The organism is Marinoscillum furvescens DSM 4134 (assembly GCF_003386095.1).
Taxonomy (GTDB): domain Bacteria; phylum Bacteroidota; class Bacteroidia; order Cytophagales; family Cyclobacteriaceae; genus Marinoscillum; species Marinoscillum furvescens.
This window is the reverse complement of the sequence record NZ_QREG01000035.1, coordinates 19,688-36,654: the sequence shown is the minus strand read 5'-3', so window position 1 is coordinate 36,654 and position 16,967 is coordinate 19,688. Positions and strand designations below refer to the sequence as shown.

The window sequence follows — 16,967 nt, the reverse complement described above, 5'->3', positions numbered from 1 at the left end:
CATATGTTGAAACTTATAAGTTTGCAGCTTGATCAAAAATTGCACTCATTTTATTTGATTAAGTCTTAGAATACAGGCAGGCAGTATTTATTTGTAACCTGATTTCCATCTGGAAAACCTAAAATGGACTAATGCCCGTCCTTCAATTTATCCTATTCCACCACAGGTTTTTGGATTGATCCCTAGTGTGGGGTGCAGTACTAGGCATTGTCGCAGGGCTCCAAGCCCCAATTTGATGCCATTCTTAAGGTGCTAAGGGCTGTAGGTGGTAACCTCAACTTGCCAACCGTTTGATAAAATCAAGAGTCTTAAACTGTTCTCCAGTTCGGATAAGTGCATTTTTGGGCTATCGTTTAACTTATATTTGGTTTTTTATAAGCATTGACGAACGCTCAGATTGTATCCGGCTTATGAATGTTTTTCTATCTTTTTTACTATGCGAAAACTCACGATCATCTTTATAACCTTGCTGACAACTTTCGAATTATTTGGTACAGCACAAAGACCAGATATTATCATATACAAAGGCAAGAAACTAGAGATTTTCACCAACCCACTGGAGTCATATTTTAAAGAAAGTGGAAGTCTTGTAAATCTCGTTAAAGATGGTTGTATGAGTACAGCTTGCTGGAGAGGATATGTTGGGGTTTGGAAGATTGTAAGCGGTGAACTGTATCTAATTGAGTTAAGAAGTTGCTGCTATAAGAAGGATAAGATAAAAGGTGATTTGTCCTTAATTTTTGGAGACAAATACGTGAATGGAAAAGTGCATGCCGATTGGTTTTCTGGTGAATTAGTTATACCCAAAGGGAAAATGCTTTACTACGAGCACATGGGGTATTTGTCAGTATACAAGAAGGAGCTGGGAATTAAAATAGACAAGGGTAAAATCACAGAAATAAGCCGGTATGACAACTCAAAAACAAATATCACATAATTAAATTCTGATAAGCTAATCAAATACGTAATTAATAAGCTTGATGAAAAGTGTCTAAATTCATGGAGTAAAGACTTAAAGGCTTATGTAGATATTCAGTCAACTAACGGGCAAGTAACATCAGCCAGGATAACTACCACAAACATCCCCGAACTTTCAAATGAATTAATCAGGATTGTTAATCAAATTGATGATTGGGATATATTGTACAGGCACGGTAAAGAAGCCGAAATGCCGTGGATTTATCCAATAATTATCACTCAAGAACAGATCGACAAATATCGTAGATGACTATCAGAAAAGGTCAAAAGTGGGGCTGATGACGGGGCTATGCCTCGGAGGGTTGTATGATTCCCCTTTTCATTACTTTCTACAATTACCGAATTCAATATCACTATAAAATGATTATAAATGCTTTTAGTTGTTATATTTAAAACTATATAGTGAATATTTGTAAAACACCTATCTTTGCGAGACGTTCATAAAAAGAAAGAAGTAGAAGCTTTTCTCAAAAGCTTTAAAGACAAGAAAAAGATATGGGGTGTCTTTTTCAAAGATGACCGGGGCAAGAATTTCAATACATTGACTGCACTGGATATACGGCCTGTGGATAGAGAGCAGGTGCTGGATGAGCTGGTCGCTGATGATTACAGCGAAGGACCAAAACCAGAAGATTGGTACGGTAGCAAGGAAATGTGGGTTTTCGGAAAACAAATGAAAGGAGAGGAAATCTACATCAAGATTACATTAGGTGCCGAAGGTGCGAAGACCATTTGCATTTCATTTCATATAGCCGAGTACCCAATGTCTTATCCATTGAAAAAATCAAAGAGATGAATAGTCCGATTACAGGTAAAGAAATGAGGCTTAGCTACGAATGGAGATCTGTGCCATTTCGTAAAGAGCATTTTGATATCCCCTATCAATTTTATCTATGTGAAGATAGTGGAGAGCAGTTTACTACTACGAAACTTGATGAGCTAAATATGCGAATGGTGCATAACCAGTTTAGAGCTAAACATCACATACCGCTTCCGGAAGAAATTCGCTCTACCAGAGAGCGATATGACATTTCTGCAACCCGCATGGGGGAAATTTTGGGGTTTGGGCCCAACACATACGGCCAATATGAAAAAGGTGATTTGCCATCATTGGCTAATTCCAAATTACTCAAGATCGCTGATGATCCAGAAAAGTTCTATGATCTTGTTGAAGACTGGGAGGCAAGTAATGAAAAAGCCAAGTCGGAATTGCTAAAGAAAGTACAACGACTGATAGATCAGAAAAACCTCTTTTATATTGATTTTGAAAACTATCTGATGGGTGGACAGGAAGCTGATGTCTATACGGGCTTCAAGACACCTAATTACGAGAAGTTAACAGAAATGATTGTTTTTTTTGCTCAGGAAGTGCCCTGCTACAAGACCAAAATGAACAAGCTTCTATTTTATTCTGATTTTTTGATGTTTAGACAACAAGGGCAGTCAGTAAGCGGGACAAGGTATAAGGCAATTCCCTATGGCCCTGTTCCCAATAGTTTTGAATCTATCTTCGAGAGTCTGGCGAAAAAAGATGTCATTGATATTTGGTATGAGGAAATGCCCGAAGGCGGACAAAAACAGTTTTTGAAGGGGCGAGAAGATCGCACATTTAATGAAAATCTTTTTTCAGAGGCAGAGTTGGTGGTGTTGGATCAAGTCAGGATGAAATTTAGAGATACACCACCCTACGAGATTGTGAAAATTAGCCATGAAGAAAAGGGATGGATTGAGAATGAGCAATCACGATCTTTTATCAATTATCACTATGCACTCGATTTAAGGGCATTGTAAGCGTATTTGATAGGTATTTATAATTGATAGCAACCGTCCCTGCATCTGTCTTTGGTAAATAACAGCCTCTCAGATAAACCCATAAAAAAACCTGAAGGGGTTTGAAGCCTTCAGGTATGGTGCCTCTCAGGTGCGGTGCCTCACCGTGATGAGGAGAGGGGCTGATGCCGGGCTATGCCTCGGAGGGTTGTATGATCCCGAGGTTTTCGAGCAGCTGGGGCTTGTGCTCCAGCGCTATCCGGGCAATGGCTATAAAGTCTGCCACCCAGTCCATAAGTGCATCTAGTGCTTCGTCTCGTGCTTCGGTAGCATTTTGAGCCTCGCCTTTTTCACGAAGCTGCTGTACCAGACTGGTCTCTACCTGAGCTACTGCAGCTTGTCCCTCTTCTAGCTTTTCGGTAGTGATCCCAAAGTGTGCCAGGGCTGAGAGTATCTGGGTGCTAGCTAGGGCATTGGCATAAAACAACCGTGCCTGCTTGAGCCAGCCCGAGTAGGTTTGCTTTCTGCGGCCGTCTAGCTCCAGTGTGGCGCTGGCGCCACGGTCGGTACGCAGGGCAATGCGCGCGATTTTTACATGTCGGATGTACAGTGCGTTGGCATGATCCATGGCTGTGTCTAGCGCATCAGTGGCAGCATACTGGTCTCCATACTCCTTCTTTTGATCCAGGTGCTTGGTATAGGCGTCATTGAAGAGCGTGAGCCCTTCGTTTAGCTTGGGTTCGTCGTACCCATACTCCCCCAGACTGGTTTTGATGGTTTCATTGTGGAGGGCATTTTCCAGTGCTACCTGGGCACTTAGGAGTTTTGCGTCTATGGTGTTGTTTTTCATAGGTGTTATAAGTGTTAGAGATTAAGTTACATGATGGGATATGTGGTAGCTATCATTTTTTGGTGGTAGCTGTGACTTTTCAGCTGGTAGCTGCCGTTTTTTTCTGGTAGCTGCCGTTTTTTTCTGGTAGCTGTGGTTTTTGAGCGGTAGCTGCCGTATGTTGGGCCGTAGCTGTCATTTTTAGCTGGTAGCTGTGGGTGTATGGCCGGTAGCTGTCAGTGGTGTACTGGTAGCTGCGTACTGTGGCTGGTAGCTGTGATACGGAGCTGGTGGCCGCCGGGTGTGGCCATGTAGGTGGCTGCTGACTCATAGGATATACGGTTACTTCATGGCAAATAACTCAATGGAAGCCTTAAAATCAATACCATATTTTGGGGATTTTTTAGCCTGATGCTCAGAAAAGAACTAAGTGTGGAGGGAGGCTTGAATGAAAGTGAGATGATCAACAAAAAAAAATAGCCCTGACGAAAATCAGGGCTATTTGCCTCGCGGCGGATCTATGTTTGGGAATTGATGAGTCTAAAAGTCAAATCCTACAAAGAGCTGCAACGCTGAGTTTTTGGAGTCTTCTGTGGCTTGTCCGGCATCTTCGCCTTTGCCGATCTCCTGAAAGCCATAGCTGTAGCGCAGGCCTATGGTGCCGGTATCAAAGTCTAGTCCGAAGCCTGCAGCCACACCTGTATCCAGGGTGTTGAAGTCGTCACGGTCCAGGTTTTCTACGTCGTTGATGTTGCCATTGTCGTCCACATCTTTCACTTTGGCACCTACCAAAAAGCCGAGGTATGGTCCGGCGTGGATGTTGAAGTTGCCCACTTTACCTACAGCCAGTACGGGTACTTCCAGATAATTGAGGTTAAACCGGTACCGTCCGCTACCGCCAAAGAGCCCGTCGTACTGCACTTCGGTACCTTTTTGGGTAAAGAGAAACTCTGGCTGGATGGCAAATCCTTCGTTGATATCTGCACGGTAATAGAGTCCGGCGTTGAAGCCTACTTTCATGTTTTCGTCATCTACATCGTCTACATCACCTATGTAGAGATTGGTAAAGTTTACACCGCCTTTTAGTCCTGCTTTTTGAGCGGATGCCATGCTGGCGCCAGCGGCTACCAGTACACAGAGTAGAATTGCTTTCAGTTTCATGGTTGTTTTGTTAATAGGTTTAAAATGATTTAGAAAAAATGAGGGCCCGAGACGAGGCCCGGACCCCCAGCTGGCTGAGGTTTAGCCTTTCACGGACACCACCAAATATTTGGATATTTTCCAAAATTCGGAAGGATCGGTCACTTCTAAGTATTTTACCGTGCCTTCTTCATTTACTAGTTTATAACTATCTGACGGGTGTTCGGTTACAATTTCTATTTTGTCACTGTCTATATAGAAGCGCTTGGTGTTTTGGATGTCTACTTCTGTAAACTTGTCTTGCTTGGCGTCAGCTCTCAGCTCGGTGGTGCGTCCTATCCACAGGAAGCCGCCTTCTTTGGCCACCAGCCCTTGCTCACGTAGTTTTTCTTCGGTGTCTACCGCAAAATACGCCGTGTTGAGATCGCGCTCGCGCTCTATGAGCTCCTGATTTTGTACATCTATGGTCTCGGTTTGTAGCTGTACGCGTGTCACCATAGACTCTACCTCAGTGTTGAGCTCAGCTATTCGGTTGTTTTTGGTTTCTACCTCTTCTTTGAGCTGAGCTATAGCAGTCTCGCGCTCTTTTAGGTCGCTCATCATGGAGTTGATGCGCTTTTTGAAGGCATTCAGCTCCAGGTTTGAGTTTTCCAGCTTGCTAGAGAGTGACTTTACCTTTTCGTTGGTATTGTCTATCAGGTTATTGATGCGCTGCAGGTCAGAGACCATCTGGTCTTTGCTCTGTGAGGCAAAGTCGCCATTGCTATTGTTGGCTATGAGGTTTTCTTGTTCTTTGATTTCCTGAATTTCGGTTTCTACCTCAGCCATCACGTTCATGATGCTGTTAAAGGCAGAGTCACGCTCGTGGAGCTTTTGCTCCAGTCTGTCTGCTTCAGCTTTGAGCTGCTCACGCTCCTCACGGTCGCAAGAGGTAAACAGCAGGGTGCCGGCCATGGCGATCATCGCCAGTTTGGCAGAGGTTTTAGATTTTATCGTTTTCATAATTGTTCGCTGTTTTTAAGATTCAAATACTTCTTTGAGTAGTTGTTTGTTGAATATGGTCTTGATTTTGACATGGGGTATCAAAGTGGTCCCCAGTCGGGTAGGGGCTTGTTTTCCTTTTAGGGTTTTTACTTTTTTTAGGGCAAATGCGCTCATAAAGAACAGCCCCATAATGATGTATATAATTGCTAGAGTTTCCATAGTGAAGTGTGTAAGTGAGAAAAAGGGGTGTGCTTACACTACTGTCAGAAGGTGAACTTCACGCCCAGACCCGGGTCTATGGCCAGGTATGCGGCTCCGTTGGTAGTTACTTCTAAGAATGGCTTCACGTCTAAGCTCACGGCGATGGGCGCTTCGTGGATCTTGTATTCGATACCGAAGATACCGTCTACACCTATACCGAAATCATCGTCATCGCGCTCATACCGGCGTACTCCGTCATAGTATACCCAGTCAGACTGAGTGGCGATGTGTCCACCCACACCATAGTACCAGTTGAGGCCGGGTTCGTCAAAGGCATTGACATATTTCTCAAACAGCAGGGTAGCGGAGAAAGCATCTGGCCACAGGCCTATGATCCCTTCGATGGCTTTGTTGCTGCCCGTAAAGTGTTTGATGGTGAGGCCGGAAGTACCCAGGCCTCTTACTCCTACAGCTGTGTGATAGGTGGAGGAGTTGATGGCCAGCTGTGGCTGGTGTTTGGTGTATACTACAGTCTGTTCTTTGTCTTTATCGTCGGAGCCATTGGCAAAAGCTGTGGCTACTGCGAAAGTGAAAAGTGCTAAGGTTGCGAGTATTTTATGTTGCATGGTTTTATGACTATTTGATTACTGGATAGTCATTATGCCAAAGCTGTACCAAGACGAGAAAAGTGTTGAAAAATGCGCTGTGGGGCGTTTTTGAGGGGTTTAAAGGGGGAGAGTACTCCCATTTTGGGAGTGGTGTTCTCAAAAAGGAGAAGCGAAATCAGGATGATTTCGCTTCGGTTTGTTCTTTTTTGAGCATGCGGTAGATGGTGGACTGGCCTATGTCTAGTAGCTCGGCCACTTTTTTGATGTCATTGTCGTGGTTTTTGAGATACATCTTCACGATCCGCAGCTCGTACTCTTTCATGGTGAGCCCTTCGTCAAAGAGGTCTGTGACCGGGTCTGACTGGGTGAAGGTGATGTCTTCGGGGGTGATCTCGTCAGTGTCGCTCATCACTGCGGCCAGTTCTATGATAGACTTGAGCTCGCGGATGTTGCCCGGAAAGGGGTAGGTCATCAGCTTTTTGAGGGCGTCTTTGGAGATGGCTTTTGCTTCCATGTTGTTTTCGGCACAGAAGGCATCCACAAAATGCTTGGCCAGCACCACTATGTCTTTGTCTCTATCTCTGAGGGGAGGCAGCTCTATGGGTAGCCCAAAGAGTCTGTAGTAGAGGTCTTCGCGAAACTTGCCGGCCTTCATTTCTTCCTGCAGGTTTCGGTGAGTGGCGGCTATGATGCGGCAGTCGATCTTTACCGTGTCTGTGCCACCTACACGGATGATTTCTTTTTCCTGCAGCGCACGTAGGAGCTTGGCTTGCAGCTCGGGAGCCATTTCGCCTATCTCATCGAGAAAGAGCGTGCCGCCATGTGCCTGCTCAAATTTCCCCGCATGGCGATTGGCCGCTCCGGTAAAGGCGCCCTTTTCATGGCCAAAGAGTTCGCTTTCGGCCAGTTCTTTGGGGATGGCACTCATGTTTACCGCTACAAAGGGTTTTTTCTTGCGAGGCGAATTGTAGTGGATAGACTTGGCTACCATCTCTTTGCCCGTACCTGTCTCTCCGGTCACGATCACACTGATGTTGTTGGAGGTGGCTTTTTGCATCATCTGAAACACCTTCTTCATGGGCTTGCTTTGCCCTATGATGGAAGTATCAAAGTCATACTTCTGCTCTACTTCAGACTGTAGCGACTCTATGCGCGTTTTGAGCGAGCTGTTTTTGCGGATGTGCTGTACTACGTTGAGCAGGCGGTCTCGAATGTCTTCGGTTTTGGTGATGTAGTCATAGGCGCCAGCTTTGAGGAGCTTTACGGCAGTTTCTATTTCGCTCTGCTCAGAGACGATGAGTACCTCTATGGAGGGATCATACGCCTTTACTTTCTGCAAAAGCTCCTCGCCATTAATGTCTGGCAGTCGGTAGTCTAGCGTGACTATATTGGGTTTGTTTTTTAGTTTTTCTAAAAATGCCTCGCCGGAGTTGAATACTTCTACCTGGTAGTCGGGGTTTAGTGTGAGGTTGTGATGCAGTAGTTTTCTGTACCAGTCGTCATCTTCTACTACATATATGGTAAACGGTTGGGTGCTCATAGTCTATCAAAAAAGTATCTTGATGTGTTTTAAAAAAAGTAACTACAGGGGCGTAGAACTGTTAGATTCTACTGGCGAAATTAGTGACTAAGCAGGTCTTTTTGCTTGGCTCGCAGGGCAGAGATTACCGCATGGAGCTCTTTTTTTATTGGTGGTAGGTCGTCAGGGGATAGCTGCGGGTCCTGTTCGTCGGCTCTTTTTTCCAGTGCCTTCAGTAGTTTCACCAGCTTTTGAGCCTTGAAATGTCTCGCAGGGGCTACTATCCTGTGGGCAGTGATGGCAGCTTCTTCAAAATCCTGACTGGCTACGGCGCTTTCTACTTTTTGCCATCCTTCTTCGGCGCTTTTTACAAACGTCTCGATCATGTCGTCTACAAACTCCTGATCGCCCATGGCAAACAGTGAGGTGAGGTCGATTTCTACTTCGGGCTCATGAGGGGCCGGGGAGGTCACAGTGACTCCCGGCTGCTGTGAGTTGTTGTCGTTGGTGGAGTAGTTGATCAGCAGGTCGAAGAGTTCCTTCTCATCAAATGGCTTGCGGATGATGTGGTCAAAGCCATAGGCCTCACTCTTTTCCTGGTCTATTTTGGTGATGGTGGCTGTGAGGGCAAGGATGGGGATCTCCTTGTTGGGGCCATCTTCAGAGCGTATGGTCTTTACTACCTCCCAGCCAGACATTTTAGGCATTTTGAGATCGAGGAGCGCTGCGTCGTAGGTGTTTTTGCGCGCAAGCTCCAAAGCGTCGGCACCATTGTAGGCCTCATCGTATTGGATGTGGTGCTTGTCTAGCAGGGTGGTAAGGAGCTTTACGTTAAATGGCTCGTCATCAGCCACGAGTATTTTGGAGCCTTTGAGCTTGTCATGGTAGATGTAAGACTCTTTTGGTTTGGGGGCTTCTGTGGAGATGTTGTAGGCGATGCCCACAGTCACGGTGGTGCCTTTGCCCTCGGTGCTTTTGAGGTTGATCGTGCCTTTGTGAAGCTGTACCAGACGCTTGGTGATGGCCAGTCCCAGGCCGGTGCCTTTGGAGAAAGAGCTGGCATCAGACTGCTCAAACTCTTTGAATATCTTGGACTGATGGTCTTTGGAGATGCCTTTGCCTGAGTCGGTCACTACAAACTTGAGCTTGGTGAGTCCTTTGCTCTTTTGGCTAGAGACGTGAAGCTTCACAAAGCCACTTTCGGTATATTTTACACCATTGGAGAGCAGGTTGAGCAGGATTTGCTTGAGGCGATAGGGGTCCCCTTTGATGTATTGGGGTAGTTCGCCGTATTCTTCCAGCAGGCTGAGGTTTTTTTCTTTGGCATTGTCTTCCAGTAGCATGCATACCTCGTGGCAGAGCTCCTTGGGGCTAAAGACGGTTTCCTCTAGCTGTAGTTTGTCCGCCTGGAGTTTGGAGAAGTCCAGGATGTCGTTGAGAAGTTTTAGGAGGTGCTCAGAGGATTTATTGATGATGTCTACTTGCTCACGCTGCTCGTTTTTGAGGTCAGACTTCAGGAGGATTTTAGTAAAACCAGAGATGGCGTTCATAGGGGTGCGTATCTCATGGCTCATGTTGGCAAAGAAGCGTTCTTTGGCTTTGGCCAGCTGCTCAGCGGAGTTTTTAGAGCTCTGTAGGAGCTTTTGGTATTTTTTATTCTTTTGGGTGTAGCTAAAGATCACAAAAGTGGTGGTGACCAGCAAGATGAGCGTAAGCGCTGAGAAGATCAGGATCTGCTGGTTGGTACGGCTAGCCAGCTCGCGGGCATTTAGTGAGCTTATTTTGATCTTTACGGTCTCTCTAGACTCCAAAAAGCTGATGAGGTCCATGATGGAGGACTGGATCTGTGCATGCTGGCTTTCCAGCTCCATTTCGCGGCGTTTGTAGATGAGGCTAGCTTCCAGTGCGTCTTGCTGTGCTTTTTCCAGCTCTCGGGCTATTTCTTGTTGGTAGGCTGTAGCCTGTGCCGCTATGATGCTGTCGGTGTTTACTTCAGGTTGGGCAGTAGTGGATTCTTCTGTGTTTTTTCTGCCAAAGATGCGCTTGAGGAGGTTTTTTTTCTCGGCAGGCTGGGTAGTGGCAGGTTGAGCAGTGGCAGTGTCTGGTACCTGAGGTTTGGGGATAGCGGCTATTTTTTCGTCTATGCCGCTCAGGTTGAGTGGCTCCTGGTAGGAAGAGAGCGTGATGAGGTTGTTGAGAATGTCGGTTTTTTGGTTGATCAGTGAGGTGAGCGAGTCGTTGAGTGTCAGGAGCTCTGCATCGCCGGGGTTTAAGGTATTGAGCGAGTCTAGAAAAGTAGACACCCGCTGCACGCTTTCGTTGTACCGCTGGAGGTGCAACGGGTCGTCGCTGAGCTGAAAGGATTCCACTTTGTTTTCCATAGCGCTCAGCGTAACCATGATCTCTTTGTACAGTATCAGGTTGTTGTTTGGATTGGTATCCGTTTTTAGCTGTACAACTATATTCGATAAGTTTTTATAGGTGATGTATCCAATACATGCTACAGACACTGCCAGTAGTACGAGCAGGAAACCTATGAAATTGGCTATATGGTTACGTTTCAACTTGGGAAATTGCATTGTTGGTGTCAGTAAAACGCCAAATATGACAGAGTGTTGCGAAATCCGCTAAACTTATAGCGAAGCAAGCTCATTTGCCTGTTGTTCATAGTTTTCATAAGTGTCCAATACCTTGTCCGCAAAGTCTTTGAGCCTGTCGGTGTGGCCTTCGTTTTGGTAGTTGACCATGAGCTCATTGAGTTCATCCAGCTGCTGGTCTATCAGGAGGAGGTACGTGTTGTCAAACTCATCCTTTGGTGTGTTTTTCAGTCTTTCCAATAGCTCGTCGCGGCTTTTGCTTAGCGCGGAGGCGAGTTTGGTGCGGTGTATGGTAGACTCCACACGGTAGTCTGTGCGCAGATTTTTGCTGGTTACATACAGGTCTTCGGCCAGCAGGTATACGTCTTTGAGCTCTGCTTTGTCCTGAGCTACTGCTGAGGAGCTCTCCAAAAAGAGTACTATGTCGTGAGATTTTACCAGTAGGTCTGCGTCATCTTTGCTCCATCCGCCATGGCGCTGCTGGTTGGTGTTCATAGCAGCATAGTAGCTGTTGGTCTGGCAGCCAAAAGAGATGAGTATCAGTACGATGGGAATTATTCTTGAGTATAGATGTTTCATGATTGAAAGGTCTTTTTGATTAAAGAGAGGCAGGGCAATAGCTGCCCTGCCCGCATTGGAAGCTACTTATTCAAAGTCAGCTTGAATAAGTACGTTGATATCCGCATTGGCTGATACTTCCAGAATGTCTAGTAGGTTGCCACCTATAAATACTTCCGCTACTGTGGCGCTTTTGAAGTCATAGGTTTCTTCGGACTCGTTTTTGGTGTAGGAAGCAGCGATTAGTTCGTACTCACCCGCAGGCATGTAAGCCAATGTAAACTGTCCGTTGGATACTACGGCGCTGTTGATGGAGTTTTCGAACCTCGTGGCCTCATCGTCGGACGGGGCTGCGCTCTCCGACTGCTCGTAAGTGCCTTTGGCATATGCGTAGACTACTACACGGTCCTGATTGTGATTGTTAATTGTACCGCGAATGGTGGACGTCTCGGATGCGTCGATCATTCGAGCAGTCGGGCGGAGTTTGTACTGTCCGTTACCAGTAAGCACAAAAGCCTTTCGCATGTCTATATCAGCGATTACCTCCGTGGTGGCATCCGCAGCGATATCAAAAGCTCCTTTGATTTTGTAGCCTGACGAAGTGCCACTCGGTACATCCAGGTCTGCTGTAGATCCGTCTTTAAACTTCACATAAGAGCCTTCTTCCAGAATAAACCTCAGTTCGCTGTAGGGTCCGGCAGCAAGTTCGCCTTCACCCAGATCGAACGTAGATCCATTTTGGTAGTCCAGGATGTTAAACGTTTTGGGAGTGTCAAAAGTGGCTACCGTTTTTGTGGAGGCAGCTCCTTTGGCTTTCACTTCGTTGACTTTGAGGTATACTCCCGAGATATTTTCAGCATCAATGGCTGCGTCGGTCACACCTACTTTGGCTTTACCGGTAGATGATACGTCTACTTCACTGTTGCAAGCTGCAAAGAGCAATGTAGCACCGGCAAACAGTAGGGTTCTGGTTATTACTTCTAATCGTTTCATAAGCATTTGTGTTTAGGCAGTAAAAGCATAAGCTCTTTCCGCGTGATGAAGGATAAGTGGCTAGAATTATTCCAGATTTGGTAAATAAGTGTTAAGTATCAGTGAATCAGATTGTTGTGTGTGGTTGTTGCTTGAGGTTTACGTAGGTTTTCTGTCAAAATGAATGTGGTATTCTCAAAATGAATCTGCTTTGGGGTAAGGAATAAGTAAGATTTGAGGGGCTTAAACTCATGAATTGAGTATCTTTATTAATCACACCTGCTACTGAATTATTCCAGTTATTTCAGAACCAACTATTTCTTGATACTCGCATGAATCTACAGTGAAACTGAAGGTATAGATGATGCGCCGAAAAATGTATTGGTATTTGTTTGGGAAGTTTCCTCGTGGCCTTTCCAAAATTGAGCAAAAGCACGTGTCTATTGTCAATAAGATCAACCTGCTTAGTTTGAGTTTAGCATTGGTACTTTTTGTAGTAAATCTGTTGATTGGCTGGAAGGAGCAGGCTATAGCCAGTATGTTGTCGGTATTGTTGGTGTTTGGACCGGTTGTTTTTATCAACAGGTCTCGCTATCATGCTTATGCCAAGGTGCTGATGAGCTTGGGAGTGACTGTGATCATTGCAGCAGTTTCCGTCATTAATCTACACGCGGGACGTCTGATCAATGTTGAGATTATACTCTTTGGCGTAGGTATTTTCATTATGCTGATAGAGAGCCGCTCGTCTCGTGTGGTGCTTTACCTACTAGTGGTAGCTGCGGTATTTGGCATAGAATCCTACAAGCAATACTATCTGGGATTGCCGTTTGATTCGTTGTATGTGTTTAGCCTGATTAACTATTCGGTAGCATTTATTTGCATTTATTTTTTCAGTCAGATTTTTCGAGGGGAGCTCAGCGGATTTGTGAGTGAGGTAAACTTGCTAAACCGAAAGCTGGAGAAAGGTCGGGCGGCTCTGGAGCAGTCCAAGATGATGCTGGATTCTATGATCAACAATTCCCCACTGATGTTGGTGATGTTAGATGCTCAGCGGCGGTTTGTAGAAGTCAATCGTAAGTTTTTGGAGGCTTTTGATTTAGAGAAAGAGCATACAGTGGGTAGGAAATTTGAGGAGGTAATGCCTGAGGAAGTGGCGCGGTTTCATGCACCGCTTCTCGACCGAAGCGCACAGGGGTCACCCATTGATTTTTATCAGGAAGTGGAGCTGCCCAGCGGTATCTACACACATGCTTATGGTAAGTATTTCCCAGTAAATGGAGCCACAGGAGAGGTGGAGTACATCACAGCGTTTTTTACAGATATCACGGAGCTCAAAAAGGTGGAGAAAAAGCTTAAAGAGCTCAATAGAACCAAAGATCGGCTGTTTTCTATCATCGCACATGATATATCCAGTCCTATTAACCTGCTTCGAAATGCTCTAGACCTGAGTGATCATAATGAAGTGTCGCAGGAAGAACTGCGGGAGCAAATAGAGCGCATTCGCGAAAACTTATCGAAGTTATCCCATATGCTGGAAAACCTCTTGCGCTGGTCGCAGGCACAGTTTCATGGTGTGGAAAGCCAGGAGCAGATCGTCAGTCTCAATCGGCTGGTAAAGGAAGGTCTGGAGCTTTTTAAAGAAGTAGCAGATGGAAAGTCCATACAGGTGGAAGCCAGGTTTGAGCGTGAGTATTTTGTGTTGTCTGATAAAAATCACTTGCGCATCATGCTGCGCAATCTCATAACCAATGCTTTTAAGTTTACGCCCAGAAATGGAAAAGTACGATTGGGTGCTGATGAAGTATCGGAGGGTATACGCTTCTATATCAAGGATACAGGCGTGGGTATGAGTGCGGATAAGATGCAGCGACTGAAAAGCAACGACTTGCTGCTCTCGGAATATGGGACTGATGGTGAGCAGGGAACGGGCCTGGGCCTGTCACTGTGCTGGGAGCTGGCCAATAGAAATGGTTGGGAGTTTAATGTGGAAAGCGAGCTTGGTGAAGGGTCACTGTTCAGTTTTATTATTCCTCAAGCTTCCTGATGAGTGATTTATCCTGTATAACGACTTAATTAAACCTTAATCCTTGAGGAACTAAAAGAAAACGTCAAAAGATTCTTCATTACCTGAAATTTCACATCAGAATAGTACAATTATATAGGGTTTTATGGTGCTTTTGAGTTGGTTTAATTCAAATTATTCCCAATCATATCTCATATTTCCCGATCAGTGGTTTGAGTTTGTGTCTGTGGCTTTAATTGACAATTTTCGGGATATAATTAATACTCACAGCAAGAACAAGCGATGATACCAGCGATGAACAAAAACCAATGCGACTCACTCACAGAAGATTTGACTGAAGAAGAACTAGCCGTGCTCGATGAGTGCATGAGTAAGATACGGCAGCACGTAGACAAAAACATTGATCGTGCCAATGACCCGAAAGCCGTATCCAGACTACTCACTTTTAGATGGTACGTAAATAAAAATTTTCAATAGAAATTTAGAAGACAACATATAGTAACACGAGGGAAAGGTCTGCTAATTTTTAGTAGACCTTTTTAGTTTAAAGTGTTTCTCAAGGGAAGCCTGAGCGAAAAGAGATTTGAAGTTTTAGTCATACTATCAAATGATAGGAAAAAGGTGGAAACAGCATTGGTCGGAGAGGCAATTTGATTATTTTGGGACCGATATTTTTTTTCACCGTAAACCATAAACTAATGAAATCAGAAGGAGCAAATCCAAACGTAGTGATTTACCTAAAATTCATGGAAAATGACCTGTACTACAGCCTTGAGCAAGATGGGACCTACGAAGTTTTGACTGAGACGACAATCACAGGCGTAGATCCCGGAAACACCGTGCAGTGGCAGTGTGCAGATGATAGCATCCAGCAAATCACTAGCATCGAAGTAAATCAATCTAAGCCTGGTTCTGACAGAAACTGGCAGGACTTGTGGCTAGAACTTCCAGTGAAAGTTGATCCCGCTGGTAAAATTTTTCAAGCCGTGGTGAAGCCAGATGCTCCGGGTACTCAGCAGTTTAATGGATATACCATCCACTACACGACCGCTGAAGGCGAAATGGAAAAAGATCCAATCATCAAAAACCCTAAACAGCCTTGATTTTAAACTCTTTGAAGCATTCATGGAAGAAGGACAAAAAAGGAATCTTTGTATTCCTTTTTTGCTTTTGGAGTCTTGTCAGCTTTAGCCAAAATCAGCCACTGGCAGACTCACTCAAGTCACAATACTATGAGCAATTACCAGATTCACTAAAACTTTCGTACTTGCGTACCATCGCAGTAAGCGAGTCAAGTCCGGATTCAGCACTGAAGTATACTGATCAGCTGCTCCGAATAGCCACTAAAGCTCCCTATTATGAGCATCAGGCACTTTTGATTAAAGGCTCAGCATATCGCGCCAAAGGGGAATCCAAAGTTGCACTCGATCGACTGTTTCAAAGTGTAACTGTGGCGCAGGAAAACAACCTGTCAACTCAATGCCTTACAGAGTCTTACGGTGAAATATCTACCGTTTACTATCAGTCCAAAGATTTTACAAATGCCACCAAATATGTCCGATTGGCGATAGAGGAGGTGGTCAAGGAGGGGTTAAATACTAACTCTGATTCTATCGGTCTGGCGATCAACTACGCCAACCTGGCCTATTATTACCTGGAAGCCGATGAATTGGACTCGGCAAAGAAATACAACGACCTGAGTGCGCTATTTTTTGATCAGACAAATGCCTATGCGCTCTATGGTATCTATGCACGAGGAAATGGTGCCCTGATCAATGCCAAGCAGGGTAGGCTCTCGGCAGCACAAAACACATTAAATGAGGTGATCCAGGAGCTGGAGGATTTTGGAGATAGCTTTGCCATTTGTGATTACCTGGGGCAGATGGCTAACATTTATCTGGAACAATCGGAACCCGAGCTGGCAGAAGAAGTGGCAGAGCGTGGATTAGCGCTAGCCAATGCCCATCAGTTCAAGGATCAGCAGGCCTTGCTAAACAGAGCCCTTGCCGATGCAAATCTGGCCATCGGAAATTATAAAGCGGCCTATAACTATCAGGAAGCCTATCATAGTGTGCGCGATAGCTTGACCAACGCCGATTTGATCAGGCAGCTAGCGGACCTGCGCACAGAATATGAGGTAGGTCAAAAGCAGTCGGAAGTAGACTTGCTCACCGCCGAAAAGAAAACGCAACAGGTAGTTATGCTGGCGATAGCCGTATTGGCACTGGTCTTACTGGTACTGGGAATTATTATTTACCGGTTTTACCGCGAGAAGTCAAAAATCAATGTGGAGCTCAATCGCCTGATCCAGACAAAAGACCGCTTTTTCTCCATCATTTCACATGACCTGCGTGGACCTATCAGCAGCTTTCAGGGCGTCAGTCGAATGATCAAATTTTTGGCTATAGGCAAGCAAACAGATCAGCTCATAGAACTGGCCGATGATGTGAGCGACTCTGCCTCCAAACTCTCCGGCTTGCTGGACAATCTGCTTACCTGGGCACTACAGCAAAAGGGACATTTTCCTTACAAGCCGGAACCTGTGGCTTGTCAGAGTGCCGTGCAGGAAGTGCTGGGTACGCTAAAAGGCACCGCAGAGTCCAAAAACATCACATTGGCTGCAGATGTACCAGCGGAATTACAGTTTTGGGTAGATCGTAACAGTACCCTGACCATCATTCGCAACCTGGTAAACAACAGCATCAAATTCACTCCCGAGGGAGGTAAGATCGAAGTGAAGTGCATGGCGAAAGATGCACACATTCAAATGCAGGTAATAGATACAGGG

General features: G+C 45.4%; 18 protein-coding genes. 8 read left to right on the top strand and 10 right to left on the bottom strand.

Annotated features, from left to right (window positions below):
- Window positions 1-207: 207 nt before the first annotated feature.
- The 4 genes from C7460_RS24575 (at window position 208) to C7460_RS22590 (ending at window position 2,769) form a co-directional block, all read left to right on the top strand.
- Entirely contained in the window at window positions 208-294 is an 87-nt protein-coding gene (locus C7460_RS24575) for a hypothetical protein (RefSeq protein ID WP_394340441.1), read from the top strand.
- A gap of 142 nt (window positions 295-436) precedes the next feature.
- Window positions 437-937 (top strand): hypothetical protein, encoded by a 501-nt coding sequence (locus C7460_RS22600; protein WP_115870422.1) that lies wholly within the window; start codon window positions 437-439, stop codon window positions 935-937.
- 468 nt (window positions 938-1,405) lie between these two features.
- Complete coding sequence (locus tag C7460_RS22595; RefSeq protein ID WP_115870421.1) at window positions 1,406-1,774, top strand: type II toxin-antitoxin system MqsR family toxin; 369 nt, start codon at window positions 1,406-1,408, stop codon at window positions 1,772-1,774.
- Window positions 1,771-2,769, top strand: coding sequence for a type II toxin-antitoxin system antitoxin SocA domain-containing protein (locus C7460_RS22590; protein ID WP_115870420.1), 999 nt, complete (start codon window positions 1,771-1,773; stop codon window positions 2,767-2,769). Before C7460_RS22595 ends, C7460_RS22590 begins: the two co-directional genes overlap by 4 nt.
- Before the next feature lie 172 nt (window positions 2,770-2,941).
- Here the strand turns inward: C7460_RS22590 and C7460_RS22585 are convergent, their stop codons facing one another.
- From C7460_RS22585 to C7460_RS22540, 10 genes are all read right to left on the bottom strand, one after another.
- The gene (locus C7460_RS22585) at window positions 2,942-3,598 is read right to left on the bottom strand and encodes a hypothetical protein (RefSeq protein WP_115870419.1); all 657 of its coding nucleotides are present in this window, start codon (window positions 3,596-3,598) and stop codon (window positions 2,942-2,944) included.
- Between the two features lie 79 nt (window positions 3,599-3,677).
- Window positions 3,678-3,908 (bottom strand): hypothetical protein, encoded by a 231-nt coding sequence (locus tag C7460_RS22580; RefSeq protein WP_115870418.1) that lies wholly within the window; start codon window positions 3,906-3,908, stop codon window positions 3,678-3,680.
- A 209-nt stretch (window positions 3,909-4,117) separates the two neighbouring features.
- Window positions 4,118-4,738, bottom strand: coding sequence for a porin family protein (locus tag C7460_RS22575; RefSeq protein ID WP_115870417.1), 621 nt, complete (start codon window positions 4,736-4,738; stop codon window positions 4,118-4,120).
- An 81-nt stretch (window positions 4,739-4,819) separates the two neighbouring features.
- Complete coding sequence (locus C7460_RS22570) at window positions 4,820-5,719, bottom strand: Cbp1 family collagen-binding glycoprotein adhesin (protein ID WP_115870416.1); 900 nt, start codon at window positions 5,717-5,719, stop codon at window positions 4,820-4,822.
- A gap of 15 nt (window positions 5,720-5,734) precedes the next feature.
- Window positions 5,735-5,920: a hypothetical protein gene (locus tag C7460_RS22565; RefSeq protein WP_115870415.1), complete on the bottom strand. Its 186-nt coding sequence runs from the start codon at window positions 5,918-5,920 to the stop codon at window positions 5,735-5,737.
- 44 nt (window positions 5,921-5,964) lie between these two features.
- The gene (locus C7460_RS22560; RefSeq protein ID WP_115870414.1) at window positions 5,965-6,528 is read right to left on the bottom strand and encodes a hypothetical protein; all 564 of its coding nucleotides are present in this window, start codon (window positions 6,526-6,528) and stop codon (window positions 5,965-5,967) included.
- Between the two features lie 157 nt (window positions 6,529-6,685).
- Window positions 6,686-8,050: a sigma-54-dependent transcriptional regulator gene (locus C7460_RS22555; RefSeq protein WP_115870413.1), complete on the bottom strand. Its 1,365-nt coding sequence runs from the start codon at window positions 8,048-8,050 to the stop codon at window positions 6,686-6,688.
- Window positions 8,051-8,130: 80 nt separating this feature from the next.
- A complete protein-coding gene (locus C7460_RS22550) occupies window positions 8,131-10,608 on the bottom strand; it encodes an ATP-binding protein (RefSeq protein ID WP_115870412.1) in 2,478 nt (825 codons plus the stop codon).
- Between the two features lie 54 nt (window positions 10,609-10,662).
- Window positions 10,663-11,205, bottom strand: coding sequence for a DUF4142 domain-containing protein (locus C7460_RS22545; RefSeq protein ID WP_115870411.1), 543 nt, complete (start codon window positions 11,203-11,205; stop codon window positions 10,663-10,665).
- A 66-nt stretch (window positions 11,206-11,271) separates the two neighbouring features.
- A complete protein-coding gene (locus C7460_RS22540; protein ID WP_170148155.1) occupies window positions 11,272-12,177 on the bottom strand; it encodes a DUF4382 domain-containing protein in 906 nt (301 codons plus the stop codon).
- A gap of 340 nt (window positions 12,178-12,517) precedes the next feature.
- Here C7460_RS22540 and C7460_RS22535 point away from each other — a divergent pair, with 340 nt between their 5' ends.
- The 4 genes from C7460_RS22535 to C7460_RS23930 all read left to right on the top strand — a co-directional run.
- On the top strand, window positions 12,518-14,200 hold the full coding sequence (locus tag C7460_RS22535; protein WP_115870409.1) for a sensor histidine kinase: 1,683 nt from the start codon (window positions 12,518-12,520) through the stop codon (window positions 14,198-14,200).
- A 273-nt stretch (window positions 14,201-14,473) separates the two neighbouring features.
- Window positions 14,474-14,656, top strand: a complete 183-nt coding sequence (locus C7460_RS22530) for a hypothetical protein (RefSeq protein ID WP_147303068.1) — start codon at window positions 14,474-14,476, stop codon at window positions 14,654-14,656.
- Window positions 14,657-14,877: 221 nt separating this feature from the next.
- Window positions 14,878-15,282, top strand: coding sequence for a hypothetical protein (locus C7460_RS22525; protein ID WP_115870407.1), 405 nt, complete (start codon window positions 14,878-14,880; stop codon window positions 15,280-15,282).
- The coding region (locus C7460_RS23930) for a sensor histidine kinase (protein WP_317127713.1) at window positions 15,279-16,967 on the top strand (1,689 nt) is incomplete at its 3' end. The genes C7460_RS22525 and C7460_RS23930, both read left to right, overlap by 4 nt.

Excerpts from the sequence above, each read along its gene's own strand:
- C7460_RS22580 (WP_115870418.1), bottom strand. The coding sequence starts at position 3,908 with ATGAGTCAGCAGCCACCTACATGGCCACACCCGGCGGCCACCAGCTCC.
- C7460_RS22585 (WP_115870419.1), bottom strand. The coding sequence starts at position 3,598 with ATGAAAAACAACACCATAGACGCAAAACTCCTAAGTGCCCAGGTAGCA.
- C7460_RS22530 (WP_147303068.1), top strand. The coding sequence starts at position 14,474 with ATGAACAAAAACCAATGCGACTCACTCACAGAAGATTTGACTGAAGAA.
- C7460_RS22550 (WP_115870412.1), bottom strand. The coding sequence starts at position 10,608 with ATGCAATTTCCCAAGTTGAAACGTAACCATATAGCCAATTTCATAGGT.
- C7460_RS22600 (WP_115870422.1), top strand. The coding sequence starts at position 437 with ATGCGAAAACTCACGATCATCTTTATAACCTTGCTGACAACTTTCGAA.
- C7460_RS22575 (WP_115870417.1), bottom strand. The coding sequence starts at position 4,738 with ATGAAACTGAAAGCAATTCTACTCTGTGTACTGGTAGCCGCTGGCGCC.
- C7460_RS22565 (WP_115870415.1), bottom strand. The coding sequence starts at position 5,920 with ATGGAAACTCTAGCAATTATATACATCATTATGGGGCTGTTCTTTATG.
- C7460_RS22555 (WP_115870413.1), bottom strand. The coding sequence starts at position 8,050 with ATGAGCACCCAACCGTTTACCATATATGTAGTAGAAGATGACGACTGG.
- C7460_RS22540 (WP_170148155.1), bottom strand. The coding sequence starts at position 12,177 with ATGAAACGATTAGAAGTAATAACCAGAACCCTACTGTTTGCCGGTGCT.
- C7460_RS22535 (WP_115870409.1), top strand. The coding sequence starts at position 12,518 with ATGATGCGCCGAAAAATGTATTGGTATTTGTTTGGGAAGTTTCCTCGT.
- C7460_RS22590 (WP_115870420.1), top strand. The coding sequence starts at position 1,771 with ATGAATAGTCCGATTACAGGTAAAGAAATGAGGCTTAGCTACGAATGG.
- C7460_RS22560 (WP_115870414.1), bottom strand. The coding sequence starts at position 6,528 with ATGCAACATAAAATACTCGCAACCTTAGCACTTTTCACTTTCGCAGTA.
- C7460_RS22570 (WP_115870416.1), bottom strand. The coding sequence starts at position 5,719 with ATGAAAACGATAAAATCTAAAACCTCTGCCAAACTGGCGATGATCGCC.
- C7460_RS22545 (WP_115870411.1), bottom strand. The coding sequence starts at position 11,205 with ATGAAACATCTATACTCAAGAATAATTCCCATCGTACTGATACTCATC.
- C7460_RS22525 (WP_115870407.1), top strand. The coding sequence starts at position 14,878 with ATGAAATCAGAAGGAGCAAATCCAAACGTAGTGATTTACCTAAAATTC.